The sequence below is a fragment of the Nonomuraea sp. NPDC004702 genome (genome assembly GCF_053601695.1).
Window position 1 is genome coordinate 13794 of the sequence record NZ_JBSGCE010000069.1, and the last position, 12676, is coordinate 26469.

The window sequence follows — 12676 nt, forward strand, 5'->3', positions numbered from 1 at the left end:
GCCGTCCGGTGGAAGGTCAGGGGATGCGGGCCACGGCTCCGTAGTTGCCGGACGAGGCCGGGGCGTCCGCGCAGGCCGGGTCGCCGCCGGCGGGACGCCACTCCGGCACCCACACCAGGCCCGGCTCCAGCAGGTCGAGACCGTCCAGCAGGTCCGCGACCTCGGCGCGGGTGCGCACGTTCAGGCCGGGCAACGTCATGGCCAGCATGCCCCGCACGGCCGGGGCCAGCTCCCCCGGCACGCCGTCGAACGTGATGTGCAGCAGCCCGAGGAAGCTGCCCTCGGGGACGGCGTGCCGCAGCCGCTTGACGACGGTACGGGCGCACTCGTCGTCAAGGCTGTGGGCCGACAGCAGCAGCACGGCGATCGGCCGGTCCCAGTCGAGGAACGTCTGCACCACCGGGTCGCCGAGCATCTCGTCCATCTCCCGCACGTCGCCGTCGACCACGCGCACCAGGTCGCAGAAGGGCTCGATGGTGGCCTGGGCCAGCGTCAGGGCCATCGGGTCGCTCTCGACGTACACGACGCGGACGTCCGGGCCGGGCGAGGTCAGGCGGGCCACCTCGTGCAGGCGGCTGCCGCCCGAAGGGCCGTTCGGCACCCCGCTCCCCACGATCATGAATTGGTCCACGCCTTCGACAGCGGCCAAATGACGGATCACCCGCGACAGGTATTCAAGAACGGCACGGGCCGCGGTGGTGGCGACGGGAGTTACTTGATCGAAATGGCGCACCAGGTCTCTGTCGGCGAGGAAGTTGTTCTTCCCGCCCGCGGCGGCGTCAAGTATCCGCGTGATCCTGGCGTGCGCCGTGCCAAGCCTGGCCAAGTTGCGGACAGCACGCTGGCGCATGAGCGTTGCCCCTTTCCCCTCGCCGCCACCCTCTTGCGGTAGGCGATCTTTGGACTTCACTCGTGACTCAGACCATATGTTCCAACAATTCCAGTTAATGACAATGGGGCAGACCGGTTATTTCGGGAAATGTTTGTTACCAGAACTTCCGGGCTAGATCATCAGACCGCCGTCCGCGCGTAGGATCGGCGGATCGACATGGAGGTGGCCGTGGCGGAGGAGCCTGTCGCACCGCTGGCCGGGATGCGGATCGTGGAGCTGTCCAGCTTCGTCGCCGCGCCGCTCGGCGGGATGACGCTGGCCCAGCTCGGGGCGGAGGTCGTCCGGGTCGATCCGGTCGGCGGCGGGCCCGACGCGCGGCGCTGGCCGCTCGCGCCCTCCGGCCGCAGCCTCTACTGGGCGGGGCTGAACAAGGGCAAGCGCTCGGTCACCGTCGACCTGCGTTCGGCCCGGGGGCGCGCGCTGGTGGCCGACCTGGCCGTCGCGGCGGGCACGGTGCTCACCAACGCGCCGCCACGGGCCGGGCTGTCGTACGAGGAGCTGGCCGGGCGCCGTCCCGATCTGGTGTACGCGCGGCTGCTGGGCCACCGCGACGGCCGTCCCGCCGTGGACTACACGGTCAACGCCGGGCTCGGCCTGCCGTACGCGACCGGCCCCGCGGGCCACGACGGCCCGGTGAACCACGTGCTGCCGGCCTGGGACGTCGCCTGCGGCCTGTACCTGGCCGTGGGCCTGCTCGCGGCCGACCGCCACCGGGCCGCGACCGGCCGGGGACGCCGCCTCGACGTGGCCCTGCACGACGTCGCCCTGGCGACCATGGGCAACCTGGGCTTCCTGGCCGAGGCCCAGCTCCGCGGCGCCGGCCGGCCGCGCATCGGCAACGACCTCTACGGCGACTTCGGCCGCGACTTCGTCACCGCCGACGGGCGGCGGCTCATGGTCCTGGTGCTCACCGAACGCCACTGGCGCGACCTGGTCGCCGCCACCGGGCTGTCGCGCGTGGTGTCGGCGCTGGAGGAGGCGCTGCCCGCCGACTTCCGCTCCGAGTCCGACCGCTACGTCCACCGGGAGGCGCTGGGCGGGCTGCTCGCGCCGTGGTTCGCCGCGCGTACGGCGGCCGAGACCGAGGAGGGGCTGAAGGGCACGTCGGTGCTGTGGTCGCGGTACCGGACGCTGGAGGAGCTGGCCGCCGGCGGGGCGGCGGCGCTGCGCGCCGAGCCGCTGATGGCCCCGCTCGACCAGCCGGGCGTCGGCCCGCACCTGGCCCCGGGCGGCCCCCTGCTCCTGGACGGCCGCCAGGCCCCGCCGTCGCCCGCGCCGGACCTGGGCGAGCACACCGACGAGGTGCTGGGCGATCTTCTGTCCCTGTCCCCGGCACAGGTGGCCGGCCTGCGCGCGGAGGGCGTGGTCGGCTGACGACGATTTGGACCTGCCCGAAACAAAGGTTACGGGCCTGAAAGATGAGAAGCCGCGGGAGCGCTCCCAAGGAATCGAAATGCCCGTCGAGCTGCACTTATCCGAAGATGGTCAAACTTTCACACAAAAAGCAAGAGGCGGAACGCCTTGCCTCCCGACTCCACGCCAGGTCTTGACATCGCAGGCAGGCCATTTGCGGTCACTCTTCTCCTGCATCGTTCCACCAGCCGTGCCATAGCCTCTGAGCTGGGCTTTCAGGCGGACACTACTGTTAGTCAGCATGCCCGCAAGTTCCGGTGGGTCCGATATCCGATATTGCGGTGGCCGCCGCCGGGACAGGTGACATACTGCGTTGGGAGCGCTCCCGTGACCCTTCGATGACGCCCACGAGGACCGGTAGTGAACCATCCCGACCCCCTGCTCGACGCCCCGCGCCCCTGGGCCGCCCACATCTGGTGGATCGCCCTGGCCGTCGGCGCGGCCGGCTTCGCCTTCGTCTGGCTGGCCACCCCGCACGCCCGCGAGATCGACGCCGCCTGGCAGCTCGCCGCCAAGCTGCTCGCCTTCGCCTGCCTGTGCTGCGCGATCGCGTTCTTCCCCTGGGTGTCGCCGCGCCTGCACTGGCTGCTGTACGCGCCGTTCGTGTTCCTGACCGGCTACCTCATCCCGAGGATCAGCTGGTTCTACTACGGCGACGGCGCGCGGGCCCAGGGCGACGACTTCTACACGCACCTGTACCTGCTGCTCTACCCGGGGATCGTGCTGACGGTCGCCGCCGCGTACCGGATCGGGGGCGGCTCGCCGGGCCGCTGCCTGAAGATCATGGCGAGCGGAGTGCTGATCGTGTTCTCGGGCTTCCTCGACGTGATGTGGCAGGTGGTCAACCCGGTCGAGATCCCCGACCGGATCGACGCCCCGCACATCAACCTGTTCACCGGCGGGCCGATCCCGTTCTGGGGGGCGGTCGTGTTCACGCTGGCGCACGTCCCGGTCGTCGCCGGGATCAACCTGCTGCCCCTGGACCGCTGGATCAGGCGCCTGACCGGGGCCGGCGCCGACCCGGACGCCACCGGGAGGAGGTGACCCCTTGCCGAACAGGCCGGCCGTCGACGTCTCCGTGGCGGCACCCGCGTACAACGAGGCGGACAACATCGCGGCGGCGGTGACGGAGTGGCGGGAGTACCTGGAGCGCCACCCGGGGGTGGCCACGTGGGAGATCGTCGTGTGCGACGACGGCAGCTCCGACGCGACCGGGCGGATCCTGCGCGAGCTGCGGGAGGACTGCCCGCAGCTCGTCGTCGTCACCTTCGCGCGCAACCGGGGCGCGGGGGCCGCCATCGCCGCGGCCGTCGCGCGCACCCGGCTGGACTGGGTGGTGCTGCTCGACTCCGACGGCCAGTTCCCGATCGCCAACCTCGACGCGTTCCTGGAGCGCATCCGGGACGGCGGCGGGCCCGCCTTCTCGGGGGCGCGGGTCAGGAAGGCCGACAGCCTGCCGTACCGGTGGGGGTCGGCGGCCAGCGGCGCGGTCAGCAACCTGCTGCACCGCACCCGCTACCGCGACTTCAACTCGATCTTCAAGGTGGTGCGCGGCCCGCTGTTCAGGGCGCTGCCGCTGGAGTCGGCGGGGATGAACTGCTCCACCGAGATCACCGCCCGCGTGGCCGAGCTGGGTCACGTGTGGGAGGAGCTGCCGATCGAGCACCGCGAGCGGGGCGGCGGCAGCCGGGGCTGGCGGTTCTGGCGCGGGGCGCGCGACCGGGCGCTGTTCGTCGGCTACCTCGGGCTGCGCCGCTGGTTGCTGCGCCGGGGCGTGCTGCGGGCGCCGCTCGCGCCGTTCCCGCTGGGCCGCTCCCCGCTGGAGGAGGTGCGATGAGCACCGTGTCGAGCCCGGTGTCGAGCCCGGTGTCGAGCCCGGTGTCGGTGGCCCTGTTCGGCGGCGGGCGCGGCGGGGCCGGCATCGCCCGCGCGCTGCTGCGCACCCCGGGGACGAGCCTGTCGCTGCTGGTCAACGGGTACGACAACGGGCTGTCCACGGGCGCGCTGCGCCGCTGGCTGCCGGGCATGCTGGGCCCGTCCGACTTCCGCAAGAACCTGCTGCTGCACCTGGACCCCGGCGACCCGCGCCACACCCTGCTGGAACGCCGGCTGCCGCCCGGCACCACCCCGGCCGACCTGGACGCGCTGATCGGCGACGTCGCCGCGACCGGCCCGGCGGCGGCGGCGCGGGAGCTGCGGGTCGTCGCGGACCGTCTGGCCGCCCGGCCCGGCGGGCTCGACCTGGCCGACTGCGCGCTGGGCAACCTGGTGTTCGCCGGGGCGTACCTGCGGCTGGGCGAGGACTTCAACGCGGCCGTACGGGCGTGCGCGCACACGTTCGGCTCGCCGGTGCGGCTGCTGAACGTGACCGGCGGCGAGAACGCGTTCCTCGTCGCGCTCAAGCAGGACGGCCGGGTGCTGGCCGACGAGGCCGACATCGTCGCGCCGCAGGACGGCGTGGCCATCACCGGCCTGTTCCTGCTGCGCGAGCCGCTGTCGGCGGCCGACCGCGCCGCGCTGGCGGGCCGCCCGGCCGAACGGGTGCGCGAGCTGCTGGCCCGCCGGTCCGCCACGGTCACGCCGAACCCCGAGGCGCTGCGGGCCCTGGCCGAGGCCGACCTGATCGTGTACGGCCCCGGCACCCCCCACTCCTCGCTGCTGCCCAGTTACCTGACCCCGGGCCTGGCTGAGGCCGTGTCCGGGAGCGGAGCCGGGAGCGGGGCCGCGGCCAGGGTGTTCGTCGTGAACGTCGGCGGCGACCACGACGTCCAGGGGCTGACGGCCACCGACCTGGTGGACCGCACGCTGGCCTACCTGGGCGACCCGGGCAACGAGCGGGCCACGATCACGCACGTGCTCAGCGGCCGGGGCGCGGGCGCTCCCGCTGTGCCGGCCCGCGTGCTGGACCGGGGTTCGTGGGCGGGGGCGCGCTGGATCAGCGCCGACCTGGAGGACCCGGCCAGGCCCGGCGCCCACCGCGGCCCGCGTACGGCCGAGGCGCTGCTCGCGGTGCTCGGCGAGGCGCCGCTGGCGCGGGCCGGGTGAGCCGGATGCTGCCCTGGTCGGTCTGGCTGTGCGACCTCGACGGCACGCTGGTGGACTCCGCCCCCGCGCACGAGGCCGCCTTCCGCCACGCCCTGGCCGAGCACGCGCCCGGCGCGCTGGAGACCTTCCGCTACGCCGACCACGCGGGCGCGAGCACCGCCGCGGTGGCCGCCCGGCTGACCGGCGACCCGGCGGCGGCCGGCCGGCTGGCGCGGCACAAGCAGCGGCTCTACCGCGGCTACGTCGAGGCGGGCCTGGTGCGGCCGTTCCCCGGCGCGCGCCGCCTGCTGGACGCGCTGGGCGCGGCGGGCCGGGCCGCCTACCTGGTCACGGGCGGGAGCCGGGCCTCGGTGGAGCGGGTGCTGGCCGCGTGCCCGCTGCCGGTGCGCGGCATGCTGACCGCCGACGACGTGCCGGTGAGCAAGCCCGACCCGGGGTTCTACGCCGCGGCCTGCCGCCGCTGGGGCGTGCGCCCGGCCGCGGCCGTCGCGCTGGAGGACTGCGCGCACGGCGTGGCCTCGGCCGTCGGCGCCGGGCTGGCGACGTTGCACGTGCACACCGCCGAGCCCGCGCCCGGCGCGGTCGCGGCCCCCGACCTGGACCACATCGTGTCCCTGCTGGAGAGGTGATCGGCGAGATGAGTGAACGGCGGGTGTGCGCGGTGATCCCGGCCGCCGGACGCGGGACGCGGCTCGGCCACGACCTCCCGAAGATCATGATCGGCCTGGCCGACGGCGTCACCGTGTGGGACGTGCTGCACCGGCGGCTGCGCCCGGTCACCGGGCACGTGCACGTCGTGGTGTCCCTGGCGGGCGCGGGCCCGTTCGGCGAGCTGGTGGCGGGGACGCCCGGGGTGTCGGTGAGCGTTCAGGAGCGGCCGACCGGGATGGGCGCGGCGATCTTCGGCGCGGCCGGGCACTGGGCCGGCTACGAGACGATCCTCGTCGTGTGGGGCGACCAGGCGAACCTGTCGGCGCGGACCGTGCGCCGGGTCGTCGCCGCCCATCCGGGCGAGGGGCTGACGCTGCCGCTGGTGCCGATGGAGGACCCGTACGTGGAGTACGAGCTGGCCGGGGGCGAGCTCGTCCGGGTGCGGCAGTCGCGCGAGGGCGAGGCGTGCCGGCCGGGCGGGCTCAGCGACATCGGGGTGTTCTGCCTGGCCACCGCGGGCCTGCGGGAGGCGTGGGAGCGGTACGCGGCGGGCGCGGCGCGCGGCGCGGCCACCGGCGAGGTGAACTTCCTGCCGTTCCTGGCCCATCTGTCGCGCACCGAGGGATGGCCGGTGACGGTCGTGCCGGTGACCGACCCGGCCGAGGCGCGCGGCGTCAACACGGCCGACGACCTGGAGTTCGCCCGGCGGGCGTACGCGCGGTGCACGGGCTGAGGGGCCGCGCGGCGGGCCTGGTCCGGGGGCACCGGTGGGCGGCCGGCCCGACGCTGGTGAGCACGGCGGCCAGCGGCATCGCGGCGGCCACCACGCTGGTCGTCGCGCGCGGCGCGGGGGCGAGCGCGTTCGGCCGGTTCACGGTGGTGTTGTCGATCGCGCTGATCGTCACCGTGGTCATGCTGACGAGCCTGCACTACGTCGTGCTCCAGGAGCTGCCGCGGGCCGCGCCGGGCGAGCGTCCGGCGCTGGTCACGACGGCGCTGGCGGCGACGCTGGCGATGAGCGCCGGGCTGGCCGCGCTGGGCCTGCTGGCCGCCCCGCTGCTCACGCCCGCGCTGAACGTGGACGTCCCGGCGCTGGCCTACGGGCTGGCGCTGGCGGTGTCGATGACGGTCAACCAGCTCGCGGACGGGTTCCTGCGCGGGCTCGGCCGGTTCGCGCTGGTGGCCCGGCTCAAGCTGGCGGTCGCGGTCGCCTACCTGGGCGCCGCCTGCTTCTGCCTGCTGGTGCTGGGGATCAGGGACGCCGGGCCGTACCTGGTCGCGCTGATCGCGACGAACGTGGCGTTCGCGGTGGCGGCGACGGCGGCGGCCGGGGTGCGGCCGCGGGCGTTCTCGGCGCGGCTGGCCCGCTCGCTCTACCGGCACGGCGCGTACGTGACGGCCGTCGCCGCGCTGACCGGCCTGCTGTTCGGCGTGGACGTGCTCTACCTCAACCACTGGGCGGCCCCGGCCGACGTCGGCGTGTACGCGGTCTACAACGGCTTCCCCAAGCGGCTGCTCGGCGTGGTGTTCACCGACGGCGTGCTGCTGGTGCTGCTGCCCGCGATGGCGACCGCCGACAAACCGGCGCTGATGCGGCGGATCGCCCGGCTGGTCCCGGCCGTGGCGGGGGTGACGGCGGTCTGCTCCTTCGCCGCGAGCACGGTGTTCTTCCTGCTGTTGGGCGGCGAGTACCCGTACGCGACCGGGCTGATGACGCTGTCGTCCCTGGGCATCGGGGCGCACACGGCGTTCAACCTGTACGCGGTCGCGCTGTCCATGGACGGGGTGCGCGGCGCCCGCGTGCTGATCGGCTGCCTGCTGGCGAGCGCGCCGGTCGCGCTGGCCGTGCCGGCCTGGTGCGTCCGGTGGCACGGGGTGGCCGGGGGCCTGGCCGGGTTCGCGCTGGTCAACCTCCTCCTGCTGGCCGTCGTGGCCGTGACGGCCGCGCGCGTCTACCTCAAGGACCTGTCATGAGAATCGCCTGCGTCGTCAACCAGTTCCCGCCCAACGTCACGGCGGGGCTCGGCCGGTACGTCGAGCTGATCACCCCCTGGCTCGCCCACGACCACGAGCTCACCGTCCACACGCTCAACGTCGGCGGCCTGCCCGTGGACGAGCGCGTGGACGGCGTCACCGTGCACCGGCCGCGCGTCCGGCTGCCCGGCGCGCGCGGGCGGCGGCTCAACCGCACCCGCCGCGCCGAGTTCCTGCTGCTGGCCGCGCAGGTCGTGGTCAGCGACTGGCGGTACGTGCGGCGGCTGCGCCGCGGCGGGCGGCCGGACCTGGTCGCCGTGCACGACTCGACGAACTTCCTGGCCGCCCTGCTCTGCCACCACCTGCTGCGGCTGCCGGTGATCCTGCACGTGCACACCACCGAGTACGGGGTGGCGGCGCAGCGCAGCATCCGCGACCCGCTGAACCTGTTCGCGGCGCTGGAACGCCACCTGGCCCGGATCTCGCGACGGGTGGTGGTGGCCACGCCCGAGGTGCGCGAGCAGCTGCTCGCCGCGGGGTGGCGGCGTACGCCCATCGACGTGGTGCCGCTCGGCGGCACGTACGAGCGGGTCGTCGCCGATCCGGCCTTCGACCGGGACGCGCTGCGGCGGGGCGCGGCGGCGCTGCGGCGGCGGCTGGGGTTGTCGGAGCAGGACAAGGTGCTGCTGTTCGTCGGCAGGATCGAACGCCAGAAGGGCGTCTACCGGCTGCTGGAGGCGATGCGGACGGCGTCGGCCGCCGTGCCGGGGCTGCGGCTGCTGATCGTCGGCGAGGGGGACGAGGTGGGCGTCCGGCGCATCGTGGGCGCGACCGGGCTGCGCGGGCGGGTGCTCACCTCGGGCCGGTTCGTCACCGGCCGCGAGCTGCTGGAGTACTACGAGCTGGCCGACGCCTGCGTGTTCCCCTCGCTGTTCGAGCCGTTCGGGCTGGTCGCGACCGAGGCGATGGCGCTGGGACGGGCGACGGTCCTCGGCGACGGCTTCTCCCGGATCTTCCTCGGGGACGACCCGGCGCGGCCCGCGGCGCGGTTCGTCCGGGCCGCCGAGCCGGCCGACATCGCGCGCGGAATCATCGACGTCATGTCGGACGAGGCGCTGCGGCGGTCGCTGGGCGAGCGCGGCGAGCGGTTCGTCCGCGAGAGCCTGAGCTGGGAGCGCGCGGCGGCGGCGACGACCGCGGTCTACCGGGCGGCGCTCAAGCCGCCCGCCTCCTGAAGCCTCAGGCCGGGCCGCCCCGCAGGACGCGCAGGGAGCCGACGGCCAGCCCGGTGACCAGCACCACGTGCACGGCCAGGTGCACGGCCATGAAGTAGGCGGTGAAGGCCGGGCCGCGCTCCCGGTGGACGAACCGCAGCAGCTCCGGATCGGCCACCACGAACCACCCGACCAGCACGACGGGCACCGCGAACAGCGCCGGCGCGAACAGGCCGAGCGGCAGGCAGGCCAGCGCCAGCGCGCAGGCGAGGATCCCGGCCCGGCTGTTGGCGTTCTCCGGCTTGGCCGCGCCCCGCCTGGCCGTGGCCAGCGCGAGCGGGATCAGCGGCAGCGCCCGCCGCCACTGCTCCGACAGCACGGGCAGGAACCGGTGGCCCTCGTCGTGCCGGCCGGCCACGGCGTCGGTCAGCACGATCCGGGTGTGGACGGCCAGGCGGCTGCTGTACTCGACGTCCTCGCAGTCGCGCAGGCTCTCGTCGAGCCGGCCGGCCCGGGTCAGCGCCTCGCGGCGGATGGCGGCCAGGGCGAACACGACGCTGTTGACCTCGCCCAGGTGCCGGCGCCGCCAGTGGACCTGGTGCAGCAGCCGGTACCACTCGACCGGGCCGTCGTCGATCAGCGGCTCGGTGTCGTAGACGCCGTGCACGCAGCCGACGCCCGGATCGGCCTCCAGGATCGCGACGGCATTGGCGACCGCGTCGGGCCGCAGCGCCACGTCGCTGTCCAGGAAGAAGATCACCTCGCCGGTCGTGTGCTCGACGCCGGCGTTCCTGGCCGCCGACACGCCGCGGTTGGCGGGCAGGCGCACGACCCGGCAGCCCAGCTCCTCGGCGATGGCCGCCGAGCCGTCGGAGCCGGCGTCGTCGACGACCACGATCTCGTCGGGCAGGCGGGTCTGGGCCAGCACCGACTCCAGGCACAGGCGCAGGGTCCTGGCCGCGTTGTAGCACGGCACGATCAGCGAAACCGTCGTCACGAGCGTTGCCCTCCGGCGAGTTCCCGGTCGCGGTCACCACGGCCCGCGGCCCTGCTCCATGATCTCGCACGGACCCCCGCCTCAGCCAGTCAGGATCCCGCCGAGCACGTCGTCCAGGGTGACGACGCCGAGCACCCGTCCGGACTCGTCGGCGACCGCGGCGAGCTGGGCGCGGCGGGCGCGCATGACGGCCAGCACCTGGGCCAGGGTGGCGGTGGCGGGCACCTGCGGCAGGGCGCGCACGGGCAGCGGCTCGGCGGCGCCGTGGCCGTTCAGCGCGTCCAGGACGTGCAGGTAGCCGCGCAGTTCGGCGGGGTCGGCGCCGTGCACGGGGAAGCGGGAGTGGCCGTGGCGGCCGGCGTACCGTTGCAGGCCGGCGCTGTCGATGGTCTCGGGCACGCTGACGACCTCGCTCATCGGCACCATCACCGAGCCGACCGGGCGGGCGTGCAGGGCGAGGGTGGCGATCAGGCGGTCGCGTTCGTCCTGGCGGAGCAGGCGGTGGCGGCGCGACTCCTCGATGAGCACGGGCAGCTCGCCGGAGGTGTAGACCGTGCGGACCTCCTCGGCGGACGGGACGCGCAGCAGCCGCAGCACCACCCCCGCCATGGCCTTGACCAGCGTCAGCACCGGCCGGGTCGCCCTGGCCAGCACGAACAGCGGCGGCACCAGCCACAGCGCGGCCACGTCGGGCGCCGACAGCGCCAGGTTCTTCGGCACCATCTCGCCGATGATGACGTGCGCGGCCACCACCAGCAGCAGGGCCAGCGCGAAGGCGACCGGATGGACCAGCCGCCCGGGCAGCCCCACGGCGGCCAGCAGCGGCCCGACCGCCCCGGCCACCACCGGCTCCCCGGCCGCGCCGAGCACCAGCGAGGCCAGCGTCACGCCGAGCTGCGCCGCCGCCAGCATGGTCGGGACGGCGTTCATGGCGGCGAGCACGGCCTGCGCCCGCCGCGACCCCTCGCGCGCCCGCGGCTCGATCAGGGTGCGGCGGGCGGAGATGAGCGCGAACTCCGCGCCCACGAAGAAGCCGTTGACGGCCAGCAGCAGCACGATGACCAGCCCTTGGGCGAGGCTCACCGGCGCTCCCCCGCCCGGCCCGGCGCGGTGAGTGTGACCTGCTCGATCCGGCGTCCCCGCATGGTCTCCACCCGCAGGACCCACCCGCGCACGGCGACCTCGTCGCCCGGGTCCGGGATGCGGCCGAGCACGGCCAGCACCAGCCCGGCGAGCGTCTCGTAGGGGCCCTGCGGCATGCGGAAGCCGGTGCGCTCCTCGACCTCGTCGGCGCGCAGCAGGGCCGGCAGGCCCACGGAGGCGCCCGGCGCGAGCAGCACGGGCGTGGGCTCGTCGGACTGCTCCTCGGGCAGGTCGTACTCGTCGGCGATGTCGCCGATCAGCTCCTCCACCAGGTCCTCGACGGTGACGACGCCGGCCAGGCCGCCGTACTCGTCGATCACGACGGCCATCTCGGCGCGGGCGGAGGCCAGGCGCTCCTGCACGACCTCCAGCCGCAGCGTCTCGGGCACCTGGAGGGCGGGCCGGGCGATCGCGGCCACCGGGGTCGTGTCGCGTTCGGACGGCGGCACCGCGCAGGCGCCGGGGACGCTGGCGATGCCGAGGATGTCGTCGCGTTCCGCGCCGCAGACCGGGATGCGCAGGTGGCGGCGGCTCCTGGCCAGCTTGAGGAAGTCGGCGACGCTGGTCGTGCCGGGGACGGTCACGCAGTCCGTACGCGGGGTCATGGCCTCGGCCGCGGTCTTGCCACCGAAGCGCAGGGCCCGCTGGAGCATGGCGGCGGTGCCGGGCTGGAGCACCCCGGCCTCGGCCGACAGGCGTACCAGGAGGCCCAGCTCCTCGGGCGAGCGGGCGGAGGCCAGCTCCTCCTGCGGCTCGGCGCCGAGCCGTCGGACGATCGCGTCGGCCACCGCGTTGCACAGCCGGATCAGCGGCCCGCACGCCGCCGAGAACGCCCGCTGCGGCGGCGTCGCCAGCCGGGCCACCGCGAGCGGCCTGGACAGGGCGGCGTTCTTGGGCACCAGCTCGCCCAGCACCATCTGCGCCACGGTGGACAGCGCGATCGCCAGCACGACCGGCAGCACCGGGACGCCGCCCAGCAGCGGGTCGAGCAGGTCGGCGATGGCGGGCTCGGCCACGACGCCGAGCAGCAGCGAGGTGACGGTGATGCCGAGCTGGGCGCCCGACAGGTGGAACGACAGCCGTTGCACCGCGGCCTCGACGCCCTGGGCGCCCCGGTCGCCGTCCTCGGCGAGCTGGCGGACCTGGCCGCGTTCGACGGTGACGAGGGAGAACTCGGCCGCGACGAAGATGCCGTTGGCCAGGATCAGGGCCAGGGCCGCGAGCAGGTGGACGGCGTCGAGGAGCACGTCAGCCCGGGCCCTCGGGTAACGCCGCGGGCGGCCGGTCGTGCTCAGACTCCACGGGCGAAAGCTAGCATCCGGCTCGGGCGTGCGGAAGTCATGACGA

General features: G+C 74.7%; 12 protein-coding genes. 8 read left to right on the forward strand and 4 right to left on the reverse strand.

All coding sequences use genetic code 11. From position 1 onward, the window contains the following. Positions 1 to 16 precede the first annotated feature (16 nt). Positions 17 to 850 carry an SAM-dependent methyltransferase gene (locus tag ACWEJ6_RS45335; RefSeq protein WP_452431610.1) on the reverse strand — a complete coding sequence of 278 codons (834 nt, stop codon included), beginning with the start codon at positions 848 to 850 and terminating at the stop codon, positions 17 to 19. Positions 851 to 1060: 210 nt separating this feature from the next. Here ACWEJ6_RS45335 and ACWEJ6_RS45340 point away from each other — a divergent pair, with 210 nt between their 5' ends. From ACWEJ6_RS45340 to ACWEJ6_RS45375, 8 genes are all read left to right on the forward strand, one after another. Beyond that, positions 1061 to 2266, forward strand: a complete 1206-nt coding sequence (locus tag ACWEJ6_RS45340) for a CoA transferase (RefSeq protein ID WP_452431611.1) — start codon at positions 1061 to 1063, stop codon at positions 2264 to 2266. Positions 2267 to 2665: 399 nt separating this feature from the next. Beyond that, a complete protein-coding gene (locus ACWEJ6_RS45345) occupies positions 2666 to 3349 on the forward strand; it encodes a hypothetical protein (protein WP_452431612.1) in 684 nt (227 codons plus the stop codon). 4 nt (positions 3350 to 3353) lie between these two features. Beyond that, entirely contained in the window at positions 3354 to 4142 is a 789-nt protein-coding gene (locus tag ACWEJ6_RS45350) for a glycosyltransferase family 2 protein (RefSeq protein ID WP_387673939.1), read from the forward strand. Further along, a complete protein-coding gene (locus ACWEJ6_RS45355) occupies positions 4139 to 5350 on the forward strand; it encodes a 2-phospho-L-lactate transferase CofD family protein (RefSeq protein ID WP_452431613.1) in 1212 nt (403 codons plus the stop codon). Before ACWEJ6_RS45350 ends, ACWEJ6_RS45355 begins: the two co-directional genes overlap by 4 nt. A gap of 5 nt (positions 5351 to 5355) precedes the next feature. Next, complete coding sequence (locus ACWEJ6_RS45360) at positions 5356 to 5979, forward strand: HAD family hydrolase (RefSeq protein ID WP_452431614.1); 624 nt, start codon at positions 5356 to 5358, stop codon at positions 5977 to 5979. 8 nt (positions 5980 to 5987) lie between these two features. Continuing rightward, positions 5988 to 6734 carry an NTP transferase domain-containing protein gene (locus ACWEJ6_RS45365; protein ID WP_452431615.1) on the forward strand — a complete coding sequence of 249 codons (747 nt, stop codon included), beginning with the start codon at positions 5988 to 5990 and terminating at the stop codon, positions 6732 to 6734. Continuing rightward, on the forward strand, positions 6722 to 7975 hold the full coding sequence (locus tag ACWEJ6_RS45370) for a lipopolysaccharide biosynthesis protein (RefSeq protein ID WP_452431616.1): 1254 nt from the start codon (positions 6722 to 6724) through the stop codon (positions 7973 to 7975). Before ACWEJ6_RS45365 ends, ACWEJ6_RS45370 begins: the two co-directional genes overlap by 13 nt. Next, positions 7972 to 9210: a glycosyltransferase family 4 protein gene (locus ACWEJ6_RS45375; protein WP_452431617.1), complete on the forward strand. Its 1239-nt coding sequence runs from the start codon at positions 7972 to 7974 to the stop codon at positions 9208 to 9210. Before ACWEJ6_RS45370 ends, ACWEJ6_RS45375 begins: the two co-directional genes overlap by 4 nt. Before the next feature lie 4 nt (positions 9211 to 9214). Here ACWEJ6_RS45375 and ACWEJ6_RS45380 read toward each other — a convergent pair whose 3' ends face one another. The 3 genes from ACWEJ6_RS45380 to ACWEJ6_RS45390 all read right to left on the reverse strand — a co-directional run bounded on the left by ACWEJ6_RS45380 (position 9215) and on the right by ACWEJ6_RS45390 (position 12576). Continuing rightward, the gene (locus tag ACWEJ6_RS45380) at positions 9215 to 10186 is read right to left on the reverse strand and encodes a glycosyltransferase family 2 protein (protein ID WP_452431618.1); all 972 of its coding nucleotides are present in this window, start codon (positions 10184 to 10186) and stop codon (positions 9215 to 9217) included. A gap of 81 nt (positions 10187 to 10267) precedes the next feature. After that, the gene (locus ACWEJ6_RS45385; protein ID WP_397158361.1) at positions 10268 to 11269 is read right to left on the reverse strand and encodes a hemolysin family protein; all 1002 of its coding nucleotides are present in this window, start codon (positions 11267 to 11269) and stop codon (positions 10268 to 10270) included. Further along, positions 11266 to 12576, reverse strand: a complete 1311-nt coding sequence (locus ACWEJ6_RS45390; RefSeq protein ID WP_452431619.1) for a hemolysin family protein — start codon at positions 12574 to 12576, stop codon at positions 11266 to 11268. Before ACWEJ6_RS45390 ends, ACWEJ6_RS45385 begins: the two co-directional genes overlap by 4 nt. Between the last annotated feature and the right edge of the window lie 100 nt (positions 12577 to 12676).

What these genes read in the sequence shown, in the direction of transcription:
- ACWEJ6_RS45375 (WP_452431617.1), top strand. Translation starts at nt 7,972, where the DNA reads ATGAGAATCGCCTGCGTCGTCAACCAGTTCCCGCCCAACGTCACGGCG.
- ACWEJ6_RS45360 (WP_452431614.1), top strand. Translation starts at nt 5,356, where the DNA reads ATGCTGCCCTGGTCGGTCTGGCTGTGCGACCTCGACGGCACGCTGGTG.
- ACWEJ6_RS45365 (WP_452431615.1), top strand. Translation starts at nt 5,988, where the DNA reads ATGAGTGAACGGCGGGTGTGCGCGGTGATCCCGGCCGCCGGACGCGGG.
- ACWEJ6_RS45335 (WP_452431610.1), bottom strand. Translation starts at nt 850, where the DNA reads ATGCGCCAGCGTGCTGTCCGCAACTTGGCCAGGCTTGGCACGGCGCAC.
- ACWEJ6_RS45355 (WP_452431613.1), top strand. Translation starts at nt 4,139, where the DNA reads ATGAGCACCGTGTCGAGCCCGGTGTCGAGCCCGGTGTCGAGCCCGGTG.